This window comes from Shewanella sp. FJAT-51649 (assembly GCF_019457435.1).
GTDB classification, from domain to species: domain Bacteria; phylum Pseudomonadota; class Gammaproteobacteria; order Enterobacterales; family Shewanellaceae; genus Shewanella; species Shewanella mangrovisoli.
The window spans coordinates 2,353,100-2,375,148 of record NZ_CP080411.1; the positions used below are offsets into that span (position 1 = coordinate 2,353,100).

Consider the following 22,049-nt stretch of genomic DNA (forward strand, 5'->3'; position numbering starts at 1 on the left):
TTAGCCGTGAATAGAGGCATAGAAGCCTGCCGTTTGCGGACTAAATTGCTGCATTTTAGTTCCATTGATGTGCAATGCGTCGTTTCAGGTCAAATTACCAGCAAAATAGGCGCTATCCCACGTGCTTTTCGCCGAAAAGTCTTGCCGAGTTGCAGTGAAGTCGGTAATTTCTACCCCTTACGATTTTAGGATCTCAGGTAACCACTAAAACCATGCCTCATATTAGTATGCGCGGCTTGCCACAGGCAGTCGTTGCAGAGCTTAGCCAAACATTACTGCAGTCTTTGGCGGCTATATGTAAAGGTAATGCAGAGAGTTTTACATTAGATTGGATCCCAAGCATCAGCTACCGTAATGGCAGAATTGATCAGCGCTTTGTCCAAATCGAATTGCTTTGGTTTCCGGTCGACCCTGATATCCATCTTAAAGTAGAACAAACGATCAGGCTGGCAGTGACAGAAGCCTATCCAGAATTAACCCAAATTGCTGTGATGTTTTTGTCACTGACCCCAAGCGCTTCCTATCGGGGTGGTCAGCATGTTTAAAGGAGGATGCCTTGCTAGATAAGCTTGGTGGAATAGCCGTTCAACCCGAGGCTTTAACGTGGTTGCTTACGCCATGCCGATTTAAGGCAGAATTGCTTAGCCGTATTGAAAATGCCAAGGACAGCATTTATATCGCCGCACTCTATCTTGAAGACGATGAGGCAGGGCGCGAAATTTTACAGGCCTTGATGACGGCTAAGGCGAATAACCCCGCGTTAGATATCAAGATTTTGGTGGATTTTCACCGCGCTAGACGCGGCTTGATTGGTCACAAGGGTGATAGCGGTAACTATCTGATGTACCGCAAGGTTATGGCCGAGGCAGAGCATCCTATCGACATTATGGGCGTGCCAGTCAAATCCCGTGAATTTATGGGCGTACTGCACCTTAAGGGCTTTGTGATCGATGACGCCGTGATTTACAGCGGTGCCAGCCTTAATAACATTTATCTGCAGCAAAACGATAAATATCGTTTTGACCGTTACCATGTAATTGAGTCGGCTGAGTTAGCGCGCAGTATGCGCACTATGATCCAGCGCTATATTATTGCCGATCCTGCCGTTGCCTCACTTACTCAAGATGCACAGCAAGAAGTCTTGCCACCCAAAACCGATGTGCGCAGCTTCAAACTTAGGTTATCGCAGGCTCAGTATGAGTTTAACGCTACCCGCAGTGGTAATCGTGTCACCCCTTTACTGGGATTAGGCCGCAAACATAACCTGCTGAATAAAGCCGTGATTGCCATGGTGGAAGAGTCAAAAGATAGGCTGTTTATCTGCACGCCTTATTTTAATCCTCCCTATATTCTGGTGCGTGCCTTGGCAAAGCACCTGCGTAAAGGCAAACGTATCGACATAGTGGTTGGGGATAAAACGGCGAATGACTTTTACATTCCGCCCGAGCAGGATTTCTCTACCATAGGGGCCTTGCCGTATCTCTATGAGCAATCGCTGCGTAAATTTGCTAAGCGTCAGCAATGGGCAATCGATAATGGTCAGCTTAATATTCACCTGTGGAAACATGGCATCAATAGCTATCACCTCAAGGGGATCAGCGCCGATGGCCGTAAGCATTTGATCACGGGCTCAAACTTAAACCCAAGAGCTTGGGCGCTAGATTTAGAGAATGGTTTACTCATTCACGATGAAAGCGGTAGCTGGAAGGCACAATTTGAGGCCGAACAAAGCCATATCCTCGAACACACGCAACGGCTGTATCACTACAGTCAAGTGGATACCTTACAGAGCTATCCCGCGCCAGTGAAGAAGATTATGACTCGCATTAGAAGGCTAAAGGCAGATTTCCTGCTCAGACGCATTCTCTAATCGAAGCAATAAAAAAGCCCACCAATGTGGGCTTTTTTATTGGGTGTTTGTGCCAACTATGGATTTTGCGGCAACAGGGTGTGGTGGGTATCGTTTTGATCCCGCGCATAATGCAAGGCGACAATCACTAACAGCACCATCAGCGCGCTCAGTAAACCAATGCTTAACTGGCCGCCCATTGGCACGAGCGACATAGTTAAGGCGGCAAGCCCCGCACCGAAGTTTTGTAGGCCACCGAGTAGGGCGCCCGCAATGCCTGCCTGGCGTGGGAATGGCTCTAGCGCCGCCGAGGTTAATGTCGGAAATAACATGCCTGCGCCACTGAAAAACAGAATCGAGCCTATCAATAAACTCCATCCCACGACCAGTTGAAATATACCTGGGATCAACATAAACAAGGCGCCTGCGCCCAAGAGTGCAACCCCTTGTAACACTGTGCGCTGCGCCTGTTTTTGTCTACCCGCAATCAGGGCACCGAGTAAGTATCCAGGGATGGGCGCGACAAAATAACAGCTCACCATAAACGGCGAGAGTTGCAAATATTGGCCATAGAGTACGCCTGCAATGGCTTCGAAGGCCGCAATGCCGGCAAAGGTCGCGATAAGGGAAAGCAAATAGGCTCTAAAGCTGCGGTGGCGCAGTACATGACGATAGGATGCCAAAATGGGTTGTTGTTCTCGTTTATCCTTGGGTAAGGATTCCTTAAAACCAAAGCAAAGGAGTAGCCAAACCAAACTGCCAAATCCAAACAGCACCCAATACACAGCCTGCCACCCCCAGTAAGCGGAGGCAAAGCTGCCTAAGAAGGGCGCGACCAAGGGCAAGAACACCACGGCCATGGACACATAACTGTTAAATCTAACTAAGTTATCGCCGAAGTAATGGTCCCTTGGAATACTGCGGCACAAGGCGCCCGCACTCGCGGTGCCTAGCCCTTGTAGCAGGCTTGCGAAGATCAATTGGCTAAAACTTGTGGCATTTGCCGCCATCAACGCACCAAGGATAAAAATCCCAATGCCGATGAGCAGCGGCATTTTACGCCCAACTCGGTCAGATAATGGGCCATAGATAAACTGACATAGGCCGTAGGCGAGCAGATAGCAAGCCATGACCGCCTGCAATTTACTGGCATCCACAGCTAAGCCTTGGGCGATAAGGGGGAGTGCGGGGACAAAAATAGTTTGTGCCATCTGCCCACAGGCCACCATAAAAACCAGCATAAAGAGTAACTGAGTGGCGCTGCCTGCGGCGGGTGTCGGCGCTTTTTGTGAGATTAAAGACGGTGTGTCGTCTGACATCATAATTCCATTAAAAAGCAGAGTTGAACGATGGCGCGCATCTTACGCCCAAAACATTTCAGTTCAAGTGGCAATCATGTTGATTTACAGGAATATTTTTTAATCTTATTCATAAGTTTTTCTATCGAATTATCATTGTCACACTAAGCTTACACTTGGTGAGTAACTTGTTAATTGGGTTTTGATTTTGATAAATAGCGGCAGCTTAAATTAATCAACACAAGTTATTTATTAACAAGATTTTATATATCCAATGTGGATAAAAGAGTTATCGTTCAGATTAGTACAGAGATAGAAGCGTAAAGCGTTATGTGAGTTAACAATTAAAAAGATGGAAAGCAGAATCTGCCTTCCATCGAATGAGGGGTGCTAAGGGATCATTTCGCTGGCAGTGCTGTTAAGCCCGTTAGTATCTGGTAGCCAACAGTCACCCGAGGCGGTACGGGATAATTTTTATTGCTCAGTAACACCATGCCCAGTTTCTTCGCGGGAATATAAGCCACATAGGCGGCAAAACCGCCAGTTGAACCTGTCTTATTTATCCATAAATCAGGCTGTGGTGCTTGCGGCGGCTCGATTGCTTTCACTGGCACACTGCCAAACACCACGTCTTGGGTATGTCCCGTAAGCAGCTTATCGAGGGCTATAGGATAGGGATAATGCTCCCAAATCATCTCTTGGGTCATCATGCCGACATCAAAGTAGCCAACGTGAGTTGCATCGATAGCCTGTTGCAATGCGGGAGAAAGAGGATGTTGCTGCATATTGGTTTCAACAAAACGCAGCAAATCCACGGCCGAGGTTTTTATCCCGTAAGCCTCATCGGCTAATACACCGGGATTCAGGCGTACAGGCTGATCTTGCTTATTATACCCTTGGGCATAATCGGCCATCTTGTTGCTTGGCACTTGAAGATAGCTGTGAGTCATACCCAGTTGTGGAAATAGGGTTTGCTCCATTGCGTTTGGAAAGCTTTGCCCTAACTGTTTAGCTGCAATTAAGCCGAGTAATCCAATGCTGGGATTGGCATAATTTCGGTGTGTTCCCGCGGCATAGGCGGGTTGCCATTCTTTAAAATAACGCATCAATTCTGCATTGTTCGTCACTTTATCTGGCACTTGCATGGGCAAATCGCCCGCGGTATGGGTCGCGAGGTTGATAAGATTTATCTGGTCAAAGGCACTGCCCGTTAATTCGGGCAGGTATTGGCTTACTTTATCAGTCAAAGTGAGCTTACCTTCGACTTGAGCATAGTTTGCGAGTGTCGCGGTAAAGGTTTTGCTGATAGAACCAATCTCGAACAGGGTATTCTTGCTGACATGATGCTCTGTGGTTTTTGAGCTCACACCATAGGGGAAGAAATACTGTTGACCATTCATACTGATCCCAACAATAGCCCCTGGGATCCCATATTCCTTCATTAACGGATTAACCGCCGAATCGACAAGGGATTGCATGGCTTCTGTCTGGACCTGTGGTGCAGCATTGGCCACTAATGGCGCCGCCGTAATCAGCATTAAACCGAGAAGGGGTGATGGGGTCGATAAGCGTAAAAACCTCGCTGTTTTTACGGCTGGCTGAAGAGACTCTGGCATACAATTCCTTTCGCGATGATGGCATGATTGAACAGCACGGATTAACAATCTGCGCCGTTTGAAACTCGATAATGATGAAAGGTTTAGCATGATTTAGGCTCGACTCGCCATTTAATTTCGCTTGGGTGATAGGATTAACGGCAATATTTTAGTAAAGGGTGAACAAGAGGTTGATGCCTATATTGCAATGCTGAGTTTTTGATCTGATTTAATGGTGTTTTTGTTGTGTAGGGGCGTGAAATACCCAAAGGAAAATTTAAAGGCAATGCCACTTTTACTCTAGGCTAATTGCGCCTTTCACGGCCAAAGGATACACTGCGCCACCGCACGCAAGTACACGCATAAATGGCGTATACTGAGTCGCGCCTCTAAAAACAAGTTTGACCGAAATAGACTGAGAATTGGCTGCCATGGCTCTAGCCCCCCACGCTGTACATCGCTTATATGAATACCGTAAATCCATATCGACTAAGCCCTTTGGCGCCCGCGGTAAAAAACTGATCCGCTGTCATTTATGCCTATTGGGCGAGCAATTTTGTACCTGTTCACTGCGTAAACAGTTGACCACTCATGCTAGTTTTCTGCTGCTGATGTATAACGATGAGGTCTTAAAGCCCACCAACAGCGGTCGCTTAATTGCCGATCTTATCCCGGATACCCATGCCTTTCTCTGGTCGCGCACCGAACCCGCCCCTGAGTTGTTGGCGCTATTAGCTTCAAGCGACTATCAACCCTTTTTAGTCTTTCCGGCGCAATATGCCGACCAAGGGCAAACCGTATTGACTGAGGTGCCCATGGACAGTCTTGCCGAGGGGAAACGACCTTTGCTGATTATGCTCGACGGCAGTTGGCGTGAGGCGATTAAGATGTTTCGCAAAAGCACTTATTTGCAGGGGTTGCCTATGCTGTCCTTCGACCCCGATACCTTAGCCACCTATGCCTTACGTAAGGGCAGTCATGACTTTCAATTAGGGACGGCAGAAGTTGCCTCACTTGCGCTGGCGGCAATGGGCGAGGAGGCTAATGGTAAGGCACTAACGGCTTGGTTCGATCTGTTTGTGGAGTCCTCATTGCTCGGGCGCAATCGCCGCTGCCGCGAGGATATTTTACCCATCAGCGAGTTTACCGACGCCTTCGAAGCGGCTTACTGCGCCGCAACGCCAACCAGTGTTTAACACTAGATAGTTTTTAATCCCCCAAGAGTACACTGACACTCTTGGGGAGTGATTTCACTTGTTTTCATCCGCTGTAAATCCTCGCTTTAGCATTCCCATCACAAATCATTGAACTTATTGATTTTAAAATTTCAATTTTATGCTGTTTGCCTTACACTGAATTTGCATTGGTCACAGGACGTTACCTAGAACCGACTAAAATTGTTAAAACCACTTTGTCCTTGCGAGTGGTTCCACTGTCTTTAGAGTGCGGGATTCGCATATGCCTCAACCATCTGTTACAGCTCGTTTTTTTGTTCCACGCTTAGGCTCATTTCCCCTTTATCTGAGTGGTGTTTTGCTCTGTCTCTCGGTGAGTGGCTGCCAAGATCCTGAAATTAAAATCTCCCCCAAAATGGTGGTGGTGGAAAAAGTCACCACGGCAACCGTACCACTCTATGGCAATTATATTGGCGTGACCCAAGCTTCCTTAGATGTAGAGGTTCGGGCTCGCGTCGATGGTTTTGTAGAGGAAAAGCGTTTTGTCGAAGGTAGTGCTGTCAAATCGGGTGAGCTACTGTATCAGATTGATAATAAACCCTATGTGGCGGTGGTGAATCGTTTAAAGGCCAAACTGTCGTCACAGCAGGCGATTCTCGATAAGGCCGAGCGGGATGTGAAACGCTTAAAGCCGCTGTATGAGCAGGATGCTGCTAGCCAACTCGATTACGATAATGCGCTCTCCACCTTAGCTCAGGCGCGTTCTAACCTCACCGCGAGTCGCGCCGAGGTGGAAGAGGCCGAGTTAGAACTCAGCTATACCGAAATTAAGGCACCAATAGCCGGACTGGTGAGTCGCTCCGAGGTTGATATTGGCGCTCTTGTGGGCAGTAAAGGCCAATCGCTATTGACCCGCGTTAAACAGGTCGACCCGATTTATGTCAGCTTTAATATGTCGGCGCTGGATTATTTAAATGCCCAGCGCCGCCTGACCAGTTATTCGGCGAAAAAAGAAGCCGAGGTCGAAGGTAAAGCATTGGCAGGCTTTGTGCGAATAACGCTCCCCGATAGCAGTGAATATCGCTACCTCGGGGATGTGAGTTTTACCGATCCCCAGGTAAACCCTAACACTGGCACCTTTGAGGTGCGCGCCATTCTGCCTAATCCTGAAAAAGAGCTGTTGCCCGGCCAATATACTAATGTGCGGATTAAACTGTCCGAAATCCCCAATGCGATTGTTATCCCGCAAAAAGCGACCCAAGTGGATCAGGGTGGGGTGTACGTGATGGTGGTATTGCCCAATAACACGGTCGAGCGACGTTTTATCGTGATCGATCATCAAGGGATTGAAGGGGTTGTGGTTAAAAGTGGCCTCAAAGCTGGCGAGATGGTGATCACCGAAGGCATGCACCGTGTACGCCACGGCCAGATTGCCGAGCCGTTAAGCGCGAAGGAATACGCCGAGAAGGAAGATGAGATGTCAAAAGCCGAGGCACTTAAGCGCCAAGCCTTGGAGCAGCAAAAGCAGGAGCAAAAATAATGGCGCAGTTTTTTATTAATCGGCCGATTTTTGCCAGCGTCATCTCGATTGTTATCGTGCTGCTCGGGGTGATTGCGATGTTTAAGCTGCCCGTCGATCAGTATCCTTACATCACGCCGCCACAGGTGACCATTTCTGCCTCTTACCCTGGTGCGAGCTCTACCACAGCCGCCGAATCTGTCGCCACACCGCTCGAACAGGAAGTGAATGGTGTGCCCAATATGATTTACATGAGTTCCAAGAGCACCAACTCGGGCGGCACCAGTGTGACCATTACCTTCGATGTGGGCACCAATGCGGACTTGGCGGCGGTGGATGTGCAAAACTCCGCTCAGCAAGCTTCGGGGGGGCTGCCAATCGATGTGCAAACCGAAGGGGTGACCGTCTCCAAAGATGCGTCGGTGGAATTGCTAAAACTCGCGTTAACCTCGAACGATGAAAGGTTCGATGAAATTTACCTGAGTAATTACGCTACCATCAATATTGAATCGGCGCTCAGGCGTATTCCCGGCGTGGGTCGCACCCGTAACACGGGTTCACGCAGTTATGCGATGCGGATTTGGTTAAAACCCGATGCCATGGCGGGTTACAGCTTAACCACCACAGATGTGATCAACGCCATCAAGGCACAAAACAAAGAATCCCCCGCAGGCACCATTGGTACTCAACCTAATAATGACGACATCAGTTTAACCTTGCCCATCAGTGTGGCGGGCAGATTAAGCTCGGTGCAGGCATTTAACGAGATCATAGTGCGCGCCAATCCCGACGGCTCGATTATCCGGCTGCGGGATATTGCCGGTGTAGAACTAGGTTCCTCCGCCTATACGTTGCAATCCCAGTTAAATGGTGAAAATGCTACCATCTTGCAGGTGTATTTATTGCCGGGCGCAAATGCCCTAGAAGTGACCCGCAAGGTGAAACAGGCGATGGCCGAGCTGTCGCAAAAATTTCCCCAAGGGATGAAATGGGAAGTGTTTTACGATGCGTCCATCTTTATCCAAGAATCCATCGATGAGGTGATCCACACCCTGATAGAAGCCTTAGTGCTTGTGGTGTTGGTGGTGTACTTGTTCCTGCAAAATGTGCGCGCGACTTTAATCCCCGCCATTGCCGTACCAGTTTCCTTAATTGGGACCTTAGCGGCCATGCTGGCCTTTGGTTTTACTATTAATACCGTGAGTTTACTCGCGCTGGTTCTCGCCATCGGCATTGTGGTCGACGATGCTATTGTGGTGGTCGAAAACGTGGAGCGCTTAATCCATGAGAAGGGTATGAGCGCTATCGATGCAACCCGAATTGCGATGAAAGAATTGTCGGGCGCATTGGTGGCCACCAGTTTAGTGCTCTGCGCGGTATTCGTGCCCGTGTCGTTTTTAGCGGGGATCACCGGCATCATGTACCGTGAGTTTGCGGTGGCGATTACGGTCGCTGTGTTGATTTCTACCCTAGTCGCGCTGACCTTAAGTCCGGCACTGTGCGCCTTATTATTAAAACCCAGCAAGGCACCAGAAAGGGGATTCTTCCATTGGCTGAATCGTAAACTCGACTTGGGAACCAATCAATATGTTGGCTTAGTCGCCTTAACCAATAAATACGCCAAACGCAGTTACTTAGCCTTTGCGATTATGTTCGGTGGTACCTATTTCATCATGTCCCATTTGCCGAGCAGCTTTATGCCCGATGAGGATCAAGGTCGATTCTTTATCGATATGACATTGCCCGATGGCTCAACGGTGAATCGCACCGAGGCGATTTTAAAGAAAGCCGAGCAATATGTGCGTGCCAATCCCGCCGTGGCCTATTCATTTACGCTGGCGGGGGAAAACCGCCGCTCGGGGGCGAATCAGGCCAACGGTCAATTTGAAGTGGTGCTTAAGCCTTGGGCTGAGCGCGAAGCCAGTCATGCCACGGTTCAATCCGTGATGAAGGCGATAGATAAGGACTTGAAAAACGTCTTAGAAGCTGAGTTTAACCTGTATTTGCCATCGGCCGTCCCCGGCTTAGGCAATGGTTCTGGGGTGGAAATGCAGCTCCAAGACACCTCTGGCACCCATTTTGATGGCTTAATTGAAACTGCAAACGAATTAGTCGAACAGCTAAAACTGCAGCCTGAAGTTGCCAGTGCCAGTGTGTCACTGCAGAGCGCAATCCCGCAATTGCATTTGACGGTCGATGAGGCAAAGGCGATGGCGATTGGGGTGAATGTGAGTGATATTTACAGCACCATCAAAACCTTAACTGACTCCTCAACCGTGAATGACTTTAACCTCTTTGGTCGTGTCTATCGGGTGAAGATCCAAGCGGAAGAGAGTTACCGCCAATTCCCGCACCAAATCAAAGATTATTATGTGCGCTCATCGAGCGGCGCTATGGTGCCGATTGGTGTGTTGGCTAAGTATGATTACACGGTTGGGCCATCTTCCGTGACCCACTACAACTTATTTTCCAGCGCTTCCATCAATGTCACGCCTGCAACGGGCTACGCCACTGGTGATGTTATCCAAGCCATAGAGCGGGTCGCAACGCCGATTTTGCCCGATGAGTTTAAATACGAATGGACAGGCATTACCTACCAAGAGGTGCAGTCGGCGAACCAAACCGGCATTGCCATTGGGTTGGCACTGTTATTCGTGTTTCTATTTTTAGCCGCGCTCTATGAGAGTTGGAGTATCCCTGTCGCGGTATTGCTGATCGCGCCCATCGCACTCTTAGGGGCGGCGGTGACGACCTTAATCAGTGGCATGCAGAGTAACTTATTCTTCCAAGTGGCGTTTATCGCCTTAATCGGTATGGCGGCGAAGAATGCGATTTTAATTGTCGAGTTTGCCAATCAGTTGCATCAGCAAGGTCGGACGCGGATTTCGGCGGCGCTTGAAGCCGCCACCATGCGCTTTAGGCCGATTTTAATGACCTCCATGGCGTTTATTCTTGGGGTGTTGCCGTTGGTGTTATCCGAAGGCCCTGGGGCCGTGAGTCGGCAATCGATTTCGTTACCTATCCTGGGTGGCATGGTGTTGGCAACCACCATAGGCATAGTGTTTGTGCCGCTGTTCTTTGTCACGACAGCTGGCTGGGTTAAAAAGAAAGTCGTTAAACAACCCATTAAAACAAAAGAGGAATTACTCCTAGATCAAGAAACCGTCGAGGAGGTGAGCCGTGGTTAATCGCCATACTTTATCTGACTCTCAATCGACGGCGACTCAGCCTATGATCCAGTCTATTTCGTTGGGTTTTCATTTGCGCTTAAAGCCGCTTTATTTGGGACTCGTGACGGCATTGAGTGTTGCAGGCTGCGCCATGGGGCCAGATTACCAGCGGCCAGATCTGGCGTTACCGAGCCAGTATCAAGCGCAAATGTTGTCGCAAACCACTGCCGAGCAGGGGAATGTAAAGGAAGTCTCGGCCCTATCATGGCGGCATTTTTATCAAGATCCTGTGCTGATTTCCTTGATTGAACATGCGTTGGCGAACAATCTGGACCTACAAATGGCACAGTCGCGTCTTCTCGCTGCACGTTCAAAAATGACAGTGGTCGACAGTGCGCTTTGGCCTGAGGTTTCAGTCAAAGCTGGGTATGAACGCAGTTTAGATAGCGGTGCAACCAGCACTAATCCAAGTCCGAGTACCACCTTAGATTTAGGCGGCGCGGTTTCGTGGGAGCTAGATCTTTGGGGTGCAAACCGTAGGGCGAGCGAGGCCGCTATGGCCGATTATCTTTCGGAGGTTGAAAAGCTCAGGCTCAGTCATGTCAGCCTTATCAGCGATATTGCTAGCCGTTATTACGAATGGCTCGATATCGAGCAGCGTTATAGTGTGTCTATCGACACAGTGGGATTACGACAGAAAGAGCTGGATATCGCCAAGCTTCGCCATGCCAATGGCGTGATTTCGGGCCTCGATGTGCGTCAGGCAGAAGTTGAGCTTCAAAGCACAAAAGTGACTTTGCCGACATTAGACTACGAAAGAAAATATAAAATAAATCAGTTGCATATCTTACTCGGTGAATATGATTATGCTTTACCATCTCCCCAAGGCTTACCCGAAAATATGGGTTTACCCTATGAACTCAACACAGGTGTTCCCTCTGAATTGTTGACATTAAGACCCGATGTCAAAATTGCCGAGCAGCAGATGATTGCAGCGAATGCGGAAGTGGGTATCGCCAAGGCGGCCTTTTTCCCCAAATTTACCATTTCGGGTGTGTATGGTCGGGAGAACAATCATCTTAAAGATATCTTCGACAGTAATGGTGTCACTTGGTTACTCCTTGGCGGCATTAGTGCGCCGATTTTTAACCGCGGAAAGATTGCTGCCGAATATGATATCGCCACCGAAGCCGCGAAACAGTCGATGCTGAATTATCGCAATGTGGTGCTGACCGCTTACTTTGATGTGAACGATGCGCTAAATAATCTTAAACGTGCCCAACAGGCCATCAAAGCGCAAAAGGAATTAGTTGAATCTTCATCGGCTTATGCGCGTCTTGCACGACTGCGTTACCAAAATGGTGTGGCCACTTCGCTGGATTTAATGGATGCGCAGCGGCAATTATTCAGTGCCCAATTGGCCTACAGCGAGATCTTAAGGGATAAGCAATTGGCCAAAATCGCACTGTATCGAGCGCTGGGTGGTGGCGCCGTGAGTGAATAAAAAAATCCCCGCATGGCGGGGATTTTTATCAGGTTTCGGTAGGGGTAGTGATTAGACCGCCACTTCTTTACCATCGAGTTTACGGATCACCACTGTTGCCGCACGTGGGCGCAGTACTGTACCAGCAGGCGTTATTTCGGCGGCATTATTCGAATAGGGCCAGTTACCTGGATGCTGAATGTTGGCAAAAACCGAAGTGTAATCTGGGCTAATAGCAAAACCTGTGACTTCGCAATCATTTGGCCCAACAAAGAAACGCTTTAATTCCATTTGGTTTTCGGCCGTGACGCTGGCTTGCTTGTTTGCGCTGTCGACTAAGGTTGATGGCACAATCGCTAGCATTTGATCATTGGTTTCTTCGGCGACTTCTTTGGCACCATTATCGGTTTGCACCCATAAAATACCGCGGGCGTCGAAGGCCAATCCATCGGGGCTAGCAAATTGGTTTAGATCCGTTAAGCCCGACAGGTTGGTCTCGGCATTGCCATCACTCGGTGAGCCAAAGACAAAAATATCCCATGTGAATTCAGTGTCTTTATCACCTTCATCCCAACGAATAATGTGCCCAAAGGAGTTTTTAAGCCTTGGATTAGCTGGGTTTGCCTCGGTACGCTTAGAGTTGTTGGTCAGTGTTAAGTAGGCTGAACCTGTGAAGGGGTCAACCGCACACCACTCTGGGCGGTCCATAGGCGTTGCGCCGACTAAATCCGCCGCACCAGCAGTATTTAAGATAATCTCGGCCAGACTGGCAAAGCTATCGCCTAAGGTTTTACCGTCTGTCGTTTGGCTGTCTAAGGTCAAAGGCAACCATACACCAGCGCCATTTTCATTAAACTTAGCGGCATACAATGTTCCTTCATTCATATATTTATCACCCATTTGCAGGCGATTTGTGCTGTTTGCATCCTGTGGATCCCACACGGCATTCGACACAAACTTATATAAGTATTCGAATTGAGAATCGTGGCCAGAGTAGAACACCACAGGTTTACCTTCGGTTAATTTTCCAAAGGTACATCCCTCGTGGCGGAAGCGACCAAGGGCTGTCCGTTTGATGGCGCGTGAGCTTGGATTGTAGGGGTCAATTTCAACGATATAGCCGTGACCATTAGCCTCGTTGCGGTAATCATCTTGTGCACTATTCCCCTTTGGCGTGACATCAAAACGCGCGAATTCATCGAGACGCTCCTCGGCGTGACCCGCTAAATCATCCCAGCCATAGCGGGTGCTGCTTTTGCTGATCCCAATGCGAGCTTGATCGGCGGCTAAAGTGCCACGGTTGGCAAAGTAACCCGGCCAGTTTTCTTCGCAGGTCAAATAGGTGCCCCAAGGCGTGTAACCATTACCACAGTTATTTAAGGTGCCACGAGCCTGACTTCCATCGGGCGAATAACGGGTTTCTAGTAGTGGCGAATAAGCGAGTGGCCCGGCGATATCCATCACAGTTGCGCCGGTAAAGCGGCGGTTATGACTGTCGTTGTAAACAACTTCCCATTGATTATTAACGAGTTTAATTCTTACCACCGACACGCCGTGGGCATTAATTTCCTTACGGATTTCATCGATGATGGTACGTAATCCAGTGGTTTCATCTACGGTTGGGCCATTAGGATGCAGGGCTATCTCGTCGATATATTCATGGTTGATACAGAGTAAACCGTCATCGCCGGCATCATTCAATGGGAAGAAATGCATACCATCATGATGCATACCGACAGAGTTTGCTTGGTCATCGGCGGTATTGCTGCCATCGGCTTTCCAAGGTGCGGCCTTAGCATTTAGTGGTGTTCCCCAAGGGGCAAGTACTTGCGCGCTGTAACCTTCTGGTACCACAACCGCATCCAGGCGGGAGCCGGCGACTGATGTGAAGCTTAATTTGGCGCTACTTTGAGTCGGTGGTAATGGCGGAACGGGATCAATAGGTGTAGGGGCAGGGGAATTGTCCGAACCACAACCGACTAATCCCATGCCTGCAAAGGCGGTCATCGCACCTAGGCCTAATCCACTTTTAACAAAATTACGACGGGATAAATGTTTATCCAACACTTGATTAAAAGGTTCGTTATTACTTTTATTATAAAGTGTTGGATCAAAGGTGGCCTTGCTCATATTTCACTCCAGCTAGTTCGAAGAATTAAATTTCGAAGCTAAGCCTAAAGTAGCAATATGACACTAAAGCTGAGTTTATATGACAGTAATACTGCAATATAATAATTTTCCTTATTTATTAAAAATAGCTTAAAAATAAAATTATTCTTAACATAAATATTAAAAACAGTGTTATTAATTAAGTGCTAATACTGCGGTTAATCTTCTTTAGGTTTGAGGTAATGGCGTAATGATCGAGGATCCGTATGTCCTGTTCTTGCCATGATATACAATATATCTTTATTATTTTCATGTAGTTGTGTTACACACCCGCTGCGCAAACTGTGGGCGCCATAATATTGCGCCGGTAATCCCGCCTTTAAACAATACTGCTTAATGATCCGATAAATATCATCACCATTTAAGAATCCACTATTTCGGACGAGTGATGATTTAGATGTGACCTTATCACTGACTTGATAAGGTCTTAAGGTTTTTCCATCTCGAGAAATTGAACGGAATAAATGACCTTCGGTAATGTTACTTTCATGTAACCAGTCCTTGACGGCATTATAGGCGGCAAAGGGTTCTGAGTCGGGTAAATTCTTCCATTCCCTTAATCCCTGTTGATTGCTTTTAGAAAAAGGCAGCCGCACTTTTAATTTATCCCGCATAAAACTTAAATATTGTACTTTTAAATTGGCCAATTCTGAGCGGCGAAATCCGCCCTGTAGTCCGAGTTGAATGATGGCTTTATCCCTCAAGCGTAGCAGTGGATGGGGTTGTTGCTCTATCGCTTGGATCAGTAGCTCGACCTCATCGTACATGATTGGTTGCTGATCATAATCTTGAACTTGTCTATGGTGATTACGACTAAGACCACGCATCACACGGATCACAAGCGGATGTTCAGTGGGGGATGGCAATCCTGCTTGAATATGATAGTAACGGATCGCGGCTAGCCGAGTCGTTAAGGTTTGCTTTGAAAGCTGAGTTCCACTGCTTGCTTGGAGCAATTCTTTTTGATGACCGATAAAAGAAATAATACTGCGCGGATCGGCGGGTAACGGCTGCAGTTGATGCGTCGCGCAATATTGCTCAAATAGGCCAAAGCTGGTCCGATAAACTCGACGGGTATTGCTGGAGATTTCGTATTCAGTTTCGGCGGCCGCATTAAAAAAATCACTGTGAACCGATTGGGGCAGTGAGCTTTCCTCAAAAAAGGGCGGATCCATTTGTCTATCGCTTGGTGTGATATTCGATGCTATGCCAGAGGAACGGCTAGGAGTACTTCCACCTGTTGAATAATGGATAATCGATTTAGACATGGGAGTATTTTGCCGCCGATAAAACTGGCGCAATTATACGTAAAACCTGCGCTTATCTACCAGTGATAATCGTCATTATCACTGGTAGAGGTGTTATTTGTAGTTTAATTAAACGCATCGATTAAAAAGAAGGCATTATTTAACGTGGAGCTGTTATGAAGGCGGGCACAAAACTAACTCGAAGTATAAGATGCGTTCAAATAACACATTAATAAGAGATAAAGAGGACCTTAGTTTTGTTGTTTGTTATTTAGTCAACTTCAATAATCTAAGTTAAATTTGGCGAGAAAACAATCTGCATTTATTTTGATAGTCGGCTAACTCTGTGGGTGAGTAGCTTTACTTTTAAAAGATGGTTTAACCATTTTATGTTATTAAAAAGTAGCAGCCAAAATTTATCTTGTGATTTAGTGATGTCAAACTGATATCGATTTAGCCATGCAAAAACAGGGGATTAGTGGACAAGATAAGTGTGTGCTCAAGCTCGTGTGTTTCTGGAGTGGGACGTTTAACCTTGTGCGGTAAAAATGAACTTATAAAATGGTGTAACCATTCTTTTAATCTGTGCTGTTTGTCGGTATCATGAGTCTATTCAAAAACCATTATTAGTAAGTATAAAACCATACCAATGACGACAAACACGCTATGGGAATATCATCATGCCGCGCCTACCGCGGGCCGAAAATTATTACTGTTAGATAAAACTGAATTAGTGTTTGCCTTGCCGTTAATTTATCGCATGGTTCATCCCGAGAGTGTCGCCGAGCGGGCAGAGTGGTTTCAGTTAAATCAGTCCCAATCCAGTTATACCGAATTAATTGCGAATTTAAATTTGCTGGTTCAACAGCGTAAAAAAAATCAGCCCGTTGACCAACAACTGCAATTCGTAAATCAAATGCTGAATCAATATTTCAGTGATTTGGGTTGGCGCATGGTGCGAAAAGAACTTTCACAAATTAAGAAGCGCCAGAAAAAATCCCATATCGAAGTCAGCAAAGATATTATTTTGCGTTTGAAGCGTTATATGGAACTCGAACGTTTGGACAGTTTTGATCAAGCGCTCGATACGTTACTATCGGAACATGCCGCGACCGTCGCAGCCATGACTGATGACGATAGCGAGGCTTAAAATATCGATATATGATTTTTAACCTTAGCGTACGTGACTTCTTACGCGTGTCACATACACTCAAAGAGAGCGAGCTTAAGCGCAAAGATGACTTATTCGCTTTCGTCATCTCTTATGTAACTATCTATTTTTGATGCGTTTTATACAGGGAAACAGCATGTCACAGCATAGAACGGTTGCCGTCCTTTGCCGCGTCGAACCCGGGTGTTTGGGGCCCGATGGGCGTGAGCATATTGAAGCTTTTTGTGCCTTAGCGCAGCAAGCGATGAAGCACTTCGCCGCCGATGTGGTGACTTGGACGCTTGTGCCTAGGTACGATAAAACGCTGCCTGAAATGGAATACAGTGTCGCCAATAAAAGCCTTTCTCGAGTGCAAGTAACACAGTATTTCAATACCTTAGGTCAAGATGTTGATGCCTTTGAAGAAGCCTTCAACGACAAACTGACCGCTTTTATCAATTTATATTTAGCCAGAAAATCATAGCGACACGCTTACTCGTATTCATTCACACATTCATCAGTTTGCGTGGTCGCCTCCACCCTTGTGGTGGCATAAGGATTTGTTTATGTCTTATTCAATAACGCCGTCAGCTAACGCCACTGATTATGCGTCATTATTACAGCAACAGTTTGGTTTTGATGGATTTAGGCAAGGGCAGCAGGAGGTTGTCTCGCAACTGTTGTCAGGCCATTCGAGCCTTGCTATTTTTCCCACCGGTTCAGGAAAATCACTCTGTTACCAATTTACCGCGCTGCAACTTCCCCATTTAACCTTAGTGGTGTCACCTTTACTGGCATTGATCAAAGATCAACTGAGCTTTTTACATGAGAAGGGCATTAAAGCGGCAAGTATCGACTCGACCTTAACGCCTGAATTGACCCAACAGGTCATGCGTGATGCTCGCTCTGGCGAGTTAAAACTTCTGATGGTTTCGGTTGAACGTTTTAAAAATGAGCGCTTTAGGCAATTTATTCAATCCATTCCTATCTCTATGCTGGTTGTTGACGAAGCACACTGTATCTCGGAATGGGGACATAATTTTCGCCCCGACTATTTAAAGCTTCCCGATTATCGCCGCGAATTAGCGATTCCATTGGTGCTGTTACTCACGGCCACGGCGACACGTAAAGTGAAACTGGATATGGCTGCGCGCTTCGATATCAAGCCACAACATATTGTTCAAACAGGCTTTTATCGTTCAAACCTCGACTTGACTGTCTTGCCAGTGGCAACCCAACACAAACTGACAGCACTGCAACAGCAGCTTAATCACTTTACTGGCGCGGGGATTATATATGTGACTTTGCAGCATACTGCGGAGGATGTTGCGGCGAAACTTTGCCAAATGGGTTTTGATGCGAGTGCCTATCATGCGGGCTTTGAGGATGAAAAACGTCAGCAAATTCAGCAAGATTTTATGCAAGGTAAGATCCGCATCGTGGTTGCGACCATTGCCTTTGGAATGGGCATAGATAAAAGCAATATTCGCTTTGTGGTCCACTACGATCTGCCTAAATCCATCGAGAATTATTGCCAAGAAATCGGCCGAGCGGGAAGGGATGGTCAGCTCTCCCAGTGCGTGACCTTGGCCAATTTAGATGGCATAAACACGGTCGAAAATTTTGTCTACGGCGATACGCCGGAACAGGCCAGTATTGCAGCCGTGATCGATAACATTCGCGAAGAAACCCACAATGGGCGTTGGGAGCTGCAACTTCATCAGCTGTCAAATGTGAGTAATATCAGACAACTCCCCTTTAAAACCTTGCTGGTTCAGCTTGAAATGCTGGGCGTGATTAAACCGCTTTATGCATATTACGCCGATATCAGTTACCGTTTTATTGAGCCACAAGCGCAGATCTTGAGTCAGTTTTCCCCCGAGCGTCAGGCATTTTTAAATGACATTTTTACCCATACTCAGATGAAGCGGGTATGGGGCAGTCTAGATTTTTCCGCACTGTATCAAGCCACAGGTGCGGAACGTACGCGGGTATTAGCTGCATTAGAATATCTTGCCAGTCAACAGCTTATCGAATTGGAAGCCAAGCGGGTGACGGATGTTTATCAAGTGGATGCTGATGCGTTAACGCAGGGGCATTTAGCCAATGAACTCCATCAATACTTTACCAACAAAGAGGCGAAAGAAGTCGCACGTATTGCCCAGTTAGTGCGATTTTTTGAGCTAACGACTTGTTTAAATTACAATTTGGCCCGCTACTTTGATGATAACGCCGCGCCTCAATCCTGTGGTCATTGCAGTGTATGCCGTGGCCAAATGGCTAAATTGGCGTATTCCGAAGTGCCAAAGTGGCCTGATGATGCGCAGCTTAAGGCCGATTTACATGAACTGGAACGAGCGGCGGAGTCGAAAGGTTTAGCTTCATTATCCCTAGATACTCGTTGTCGGTTTTTGGCTGGCATGACACTACCACTATTTACTCGCCTACAAGTACGGAAATTATCGGGTTTTGGTCGCTGCGAACACCTTAGATATGCCGAGATTAAAGCCAAATTAGTGCAGTTAGCCGACGAAGCTTGCTGATAAAAAAGGGCATATCTCGTGAGATATGCCCTTTATATCACCGTAGTAATACAATTAAATAAACAACTTATATTGATGCGAGTTTATTTAGCGTAGTGATACGTTGAATCGACTTTCCAGGTTCTAAAGCGCAGCTCTGTGCCTTCCGGTAGATAAAATACCTTAGGCAAACGGCTGTCGTAACGCATTTTAAGTTCACCTGGAATGCGGACAAAGGCTTCTTTTTTCGCCATATCTAAACAGGCCATCATAGTGCTTGGGCCTTCAGAGACTTCTGATACTTGATAATAGCTATAACCCCAGCCCTTAACCGAGAGTTCTTTTAACTCGCCGTTCAGACCATGCTTATTACAGTCGACTAATTGGGTCTGGCCAATTTGGATTTCGACCATGTAGTCGTCTTCATTCTCAAGTTTTGGTAAGGTCAAAATATGTTGCACCATACCCGCCTCAGGTGCCGGAAACATTTTCGTGGCTTCTTGCTCGGCATAATTTTTATGGTTGAAACTCGCGACACTGATCATAGGTGCATTTAATCCCGTTGGATGTGGTGGGCTCACTGCTGCGGCATTAAAAGACAATAATGCAAAGGCAAGGGGAAGTGCCGCAGTGTTAAATAAGTGAGTCAATTTCATAATAGTCTCCTAGTGATGTTGATAAGGCATAGCACAGATGGTTGTACCATCATTTGCTGTATTCTTATCTTTGTAAACGTAGTAGCTGCAAAAAAGGGTTAATCTTTTTGAAAATTTTTTCAAAAAAGATCGGACTTTCCTACAACGTAATGAAAATAATAGCTTTTAAAACTTAAACTCTGCGTGAATTTCTGGCGCTATGATACCCGCGTCGCGGTTAACCTGAGCTGAATAGCACGGGAATATCCACCGAATGATTGATGGTAATATCTCTAAATGGCTTAATTTGTTGACTATAATCTGTTCAGAAATAATAAATATCGGGTTGAAATAGGGCATGAATGAATTTGAGCCATGGGATCAAGAAACGCTAGATAAGATTAAACAGGATCCGACCATTCTCAAGTTATTGGCCAAATTACCGCCACACATTGCCGACAGTTATACAAAAGAACAATTAATGGGGATACGTGTTGCCTTGGGGGACAGAACTTGGGGTAAACACTTTATTGATAACCGAGGTACGTTCGCGCTGCCTTTTATTAAATGGCGCTTTTATTATGTATTCCTTTTAGGCAAAAACAGACGCGCTTATACCCGTCGAGAAAAACGCTTTTCCTTGGTGATGTTTAGCCTGTTCTTTATTGCCTTTATCTTGCTGTGTACCTTGTTTGGCCTCTTACTGTTATATTTGCTTAAATCAGCGCTCGGTATCGATTTATTACCGGAAACCTCACTCGGGATCTGGGATTGGTTTAAAGACACCTTCTTATAAATGGCTTTAAACCAAGGTGAGATGGCGGATTTATTTATATCAGAGCTTTTATACCAGAACTTTTATTTCTAGCTTTCATATCCGAGGCTTGATATCAGTGCCAAAGGCAAACTTAAACGACTGAGTTTGCCCTTGGCGCAGGTGCCGCTCTAAACGTGCAAAACTGTCATCATGCCTTTCATCCACAGATATAGCATCTGTCGCTAAGTTATCCGCTGATAAACCACTAGCGTGCTGCGACCAATATAAACACTGTAATTGTTTGTAAGCCTTATTCGGCTGCGGTTTGGCGTTAATTTGACTCATCTCCAGCAGCAATGTTAATAAGTGATCGAATTGATAGGCGACCTGGCCAATACTGAGCGGATCTTGACCTATATCGTAGCAATCGCGGCTCTGATTGAGATACTGCTCATGGTCGAAACGGTAAAAGATGACAGGGATCTCAAGTGGCAGTACATCGATAAATAACGACGAATAATCGGTGATCAGCAGGTCGACACGATGCAAAATCCCGTAAACATCGTCCCAATCGCTGATATCAAGCACATTAGGATAGGCACAAAACTGTGCTGCGTAGTGGCGTTCATTGGGATGCAGACGTAACAGCAACAAGGAATCTGTATCGACTAAATGTTGGGACAAGGTTTGCCAGTCAAAAGCCGCTTGGTAGGGTGAATCGCTATTACCTCTCGTTAAATGTGGAGTTGATTTTTGACTGTTTTGCCATAGAGCATCACGCCAAGATGGCGCATAGAGTATCACTTGGCGATAGGCCGTCGCATCCGCCTTTAAGGGTAGCGTTTGGCGCTGATCCGGGTAACGCAGATAGTAATCGGTGCGCGGATTAGTACTTGCCAGCAGCGAATCCTCTTTTAACCGAAAGGCGCGTTGGAAACTCTCTCCGACCAATAGGCTTGGGCTTAGCATCAAACTCGGACGGACATATTCCTGGTGATAACGCAGTGACTTGAGTCCAGCTTGCCAAAGGGAGCGGGTTTGATACTTGGGGGCTAACGGCCCTGTGGTGATATCAAACTCGATTTTTTTAAGCGGCAAACCATGCCAGAGGTTAATGCGAACCGCACCCGCTGCAAACCACTGATTAATATCGCCAATATAGCTATTGTACACATAGTATTTGGCCGTGAGCGCATGGTAAATGCCCAGCAGGCTCCAACGTGAATGGGCGGTATAACCTTGTTGTTTGAGAGTATGGATAAGGGCTTTATCGCCGCTTATCCAAATGGTTTGCATAAAGTGCGTCTGCTGCCAATGCAAAAATAGGTATTTGCTATTGTCGGCAAAACGGTTCTTGTAGCAACCTAATACCGCCTTGTTAGCGTTTCTTGGCACCAACCAAGAGAGGGTGAAAATGCATTTCTTCAGTAAGGCTAATGCTAGATTTGTGCCCATGATATCCCTCACTTACCCTTTGATT

The 22,049-nt window shown here is 46.8% G+C and carries 17 protein-coding genes; 10 read left to right on the forward strand and 7 right to left on the reverse strand.

The genetic code is table 11. The features are described 5' to 3' along the window. Positions 1–212: 212 nt before the first annotated feature. Positions 213–545, forward strand: a complete 333-nt coding sequence (locus K0H59_RS10505) for a DUF1904 domain-containing protein (protein ID WP_011622704.1) — start codon at positions 213–215, stop codon at positions 543–545. 11 nt (positions 546–556) lie between these two features. Then, positions 557–1,870 carry a CDP-diacylglycerol--serine O-phosphatidyltransferase gene (gene pssA / locus K0H59_RS10510; protein ID WP_220055490.1) on the forward strand — a complete coding sequence of 438 codons (1,314 nt, stop codon included), beginning with the start codon at positions 557–559 and terminating at the stop codon, positions 1,868–1,870. A gap of 56 nt (positions 1,871–1,926) precedes the next feature. Here pssA and emrD read toward each other — a convergent pair whose 3' ends face one another. From emrD to K0H59_RS10525, 3 genes are all read right to left on the reverse strand, one after another. Then, a complete protein-coding gene (gene emrD, locus K0H59_RS10515; protein WP_220055491.1) occupies positions 1,927–3,171 on the reverse strand; it encodes a multidrug efflux MFS transporter EmrD in 1,245 nt (414 codons plus the stop codon). Between the two features lie 374 nt (positions 3,172–3,545). Further along, a complete protein-coding gene (gene ampC, locus K0H59_RS10520; RefSeq protein ID WP_258405923.1) occupies positions 3,546–4,685 on the reverse strand; it encodes a class C beta-lactamase in 1,140 nt (379 codons plus the stop codon). 352 nt (positions 4,686–5,037) lie between these two features. Next, on the reverse strand, positions 5,038–5,175 hold the full coding sequence (locus K0H59_RS10525) for a hypothetical protein (RefSeq protein WP_166485351.1): 138 nt from the start codon (positions 5,173–5,175) through the stop codon (positions 5,038–5,040). Here K0H59_RS10525 and K0H59_RS10530 point away from each other — a divergent pair. The 4 genes from K0H59_RS10530 to K0H59_RS10545 all read left to right on the forward strand — a co-directional run bounded on the left by K0H59_RS10530 (position 5,174) and on the right by K0H59_RS10545 (position 12,110). Next, positions 5,174–5,938 (forward strand): tRNA-uridine aminocarboxypropyltransferase, encoded by a 765-nt coding sequence (locus K0H59_RS10530; RefSeq protein ID WP_220055493.1) that lies wholly within the window; start codon positions 5,174–5,176, stop codon positions 5,936–5,938. The two genes, K0H59_RS10525 and K0H59_RS10530, sit on opposite strands and share 2 nt — an antisense overlap. 262 nt (positions 5,939–6,200) lie before the next feature. Next, complete coding sequence (locus tag K0H59_RS10535) at positions 6,201–7,457, forward strand: efflux RND transporter periplasmic adaptor subunit (RefSeq protein ID WP_220055494.1); 1,257 nt, start codon at positions 6,201–6,203, stop codon at positions 7,455–7,457. Next, on the forward strand, positions 7,457–10,624 hold the full coding sequence (locus K0H59_RS10540; RefSeq protein WP_220055495.1) for an efflux RND transporter permease subunit: 3,168 nt from the start codon (positions 7,457–7,459) through the stop codon (positions 10,622–10,624). The genes K0H59_RS10535 and K0H59_RS10540 overlap by 1 nt, the downstream gene beginning before the upstream one ends. Beyond that, positions 10,617–12,110 (forward strand): efflux transporter outer membrane subunit, encoded by a 1,494-nt coding sequence (locus K0H59_RS10545; protein ID WP_309304161.1) that lies wholly within the window; start codon positions 10,617–10,619, stop codon positions 12,108–12,110. The genes K0H59_RS10540 and K0H59_RS10545 overlap by 8 nt, the downstream gene beginning before the upstream one ends. Before the next feature lie 51 nt (positions 12,111–12,161). Here the strand turns inward: K0H59_RS10545 and K0H59_RS10550 are convergent, their stop codons facing one another. Both K0H59_RS10550 and K0H59_RS10555 read right to left on the reverse strand, forming a co-directional pair. Then, a complete protein-coding gene (locus tag K0H59_RS10550; protein WP_220055496.1) occupies positions 12,162–14,219 on the reverse strand; it encodes a PhoX family phosphatase in 2,058 nt (685 codons plus the stop codon). 197 nt (positions 14,220–14,416) lie between these two features. Further along, positions 14,417–15,526, reverse strand: a complete 1,110-nt coding sequence (locus tag K0H59_RS10555; protein ID WP_220055497.1) for a tyrosine-type recombinase/integrase — start codon at positions 15,524–15,526, stop codon at positions 14,417–14,419. A 628-nt stretch (positions 15,527–16,154) separates the two neighbouring features. Here K0H59_RS10555 and K0H59_RS10560 point away from each other — a divergent pair. The 3 genes from K0H59_RS10560 to K0H59_RS10570 all read left to right on the forward strand — a co-directional run bounded on the left by K0H59_RS10560 (position 16,155) and on the right by K0H59_RS10570 (position 19,198). Continuing rightward, positions 16,155–16,655 carry a hypothetical protein gene (locus K0H59_RS10560; RefSeq protein ID WP_220055498.1) on the forward strand — a complete coding sequence of 167 codons (501 nt, stop codon included), beginning with the start codon at positions 16,155–16,157 and terminating at the stop codon, positions 16,653–16,655. Positions 16,656–16,812: 157 nt separating this feature from the next. Next, positions 16,813–17,139 carry a hypothetical protein gene (locus tag K0H59_RS10565; RefSeq protein ID WP_220055499.1) on the forward strand — a complete coding sequence of 109 codons (327 nt, stop codon included), beginning with the start codon at positions 16,813–16,815 and terminating at the stop codon, positions 17,137–17,139. 82 nt (positions 17,140–17,221) lie between these two features. After that, complete coding sequence (locus K0H59_RS10570; protein ID WP_220055500.1) at positions 17,222–19,198, forward strand: ATP-dependent DNA helicase RecQ; 1,977 nt, start codon at positions 17,222–17,224, stop codon at positions 19,196–19,198. An 83-nt stretch (positions 19,199–19,281) separates the two neighbouring features. On the opposite strand, the gene eco is transcribed toward K0H59_RS10570, so the two are convergent. Then, positions 19,282–19,833 carry a serine protease inhibitor ecotin gene (gene eco, locus K0H59_RS10575; RefSeq protein WP_220055501.1) on the reverse strand — a complete coding sequence of 184 codons (552 nt, stop codon included), beginning with the start codon at positions 19,831–19,833 and terminating at the stop codon, positions 19,282–19,284. A 337-nt stretch (positions 19,834–20,170) separates the two neighbouring features. On the opposite strand from eco, the gene K0H59_RS10580 reads away from it, so the two are divergent. Next, positions 20,171–20,608 carry a hypothetical protein gene (locus K0H59_RS10580; RefSeq protein WP_220055502.1) on the forward strand — a complete coding sequence of 146 codons (438 nt, stop codon included), beginning with the start codon at positions 20,171–20,173 and terminating at the stop codon, positions 20,606–20,608. Positions 20,609–20,683: 75 nt separating this feature from the next. Here the strand turns inward: K0H59_RS10580 and K0H59_RS10585 are convergent, their stop codons facing one another. Next, a complete protein-coding gene (locus K0H59_RS10585) occupies positions 20,684–22,024 on the reverse strand; it encodes a CDP-glycerol glycerophosphotransferase family protein (protein WP_220055503.1) in 1,341 nt (446 codons plus the stop codon). Between the last annotated feature and the right edge of the window lie 25 nt (positions 22,025–22,049).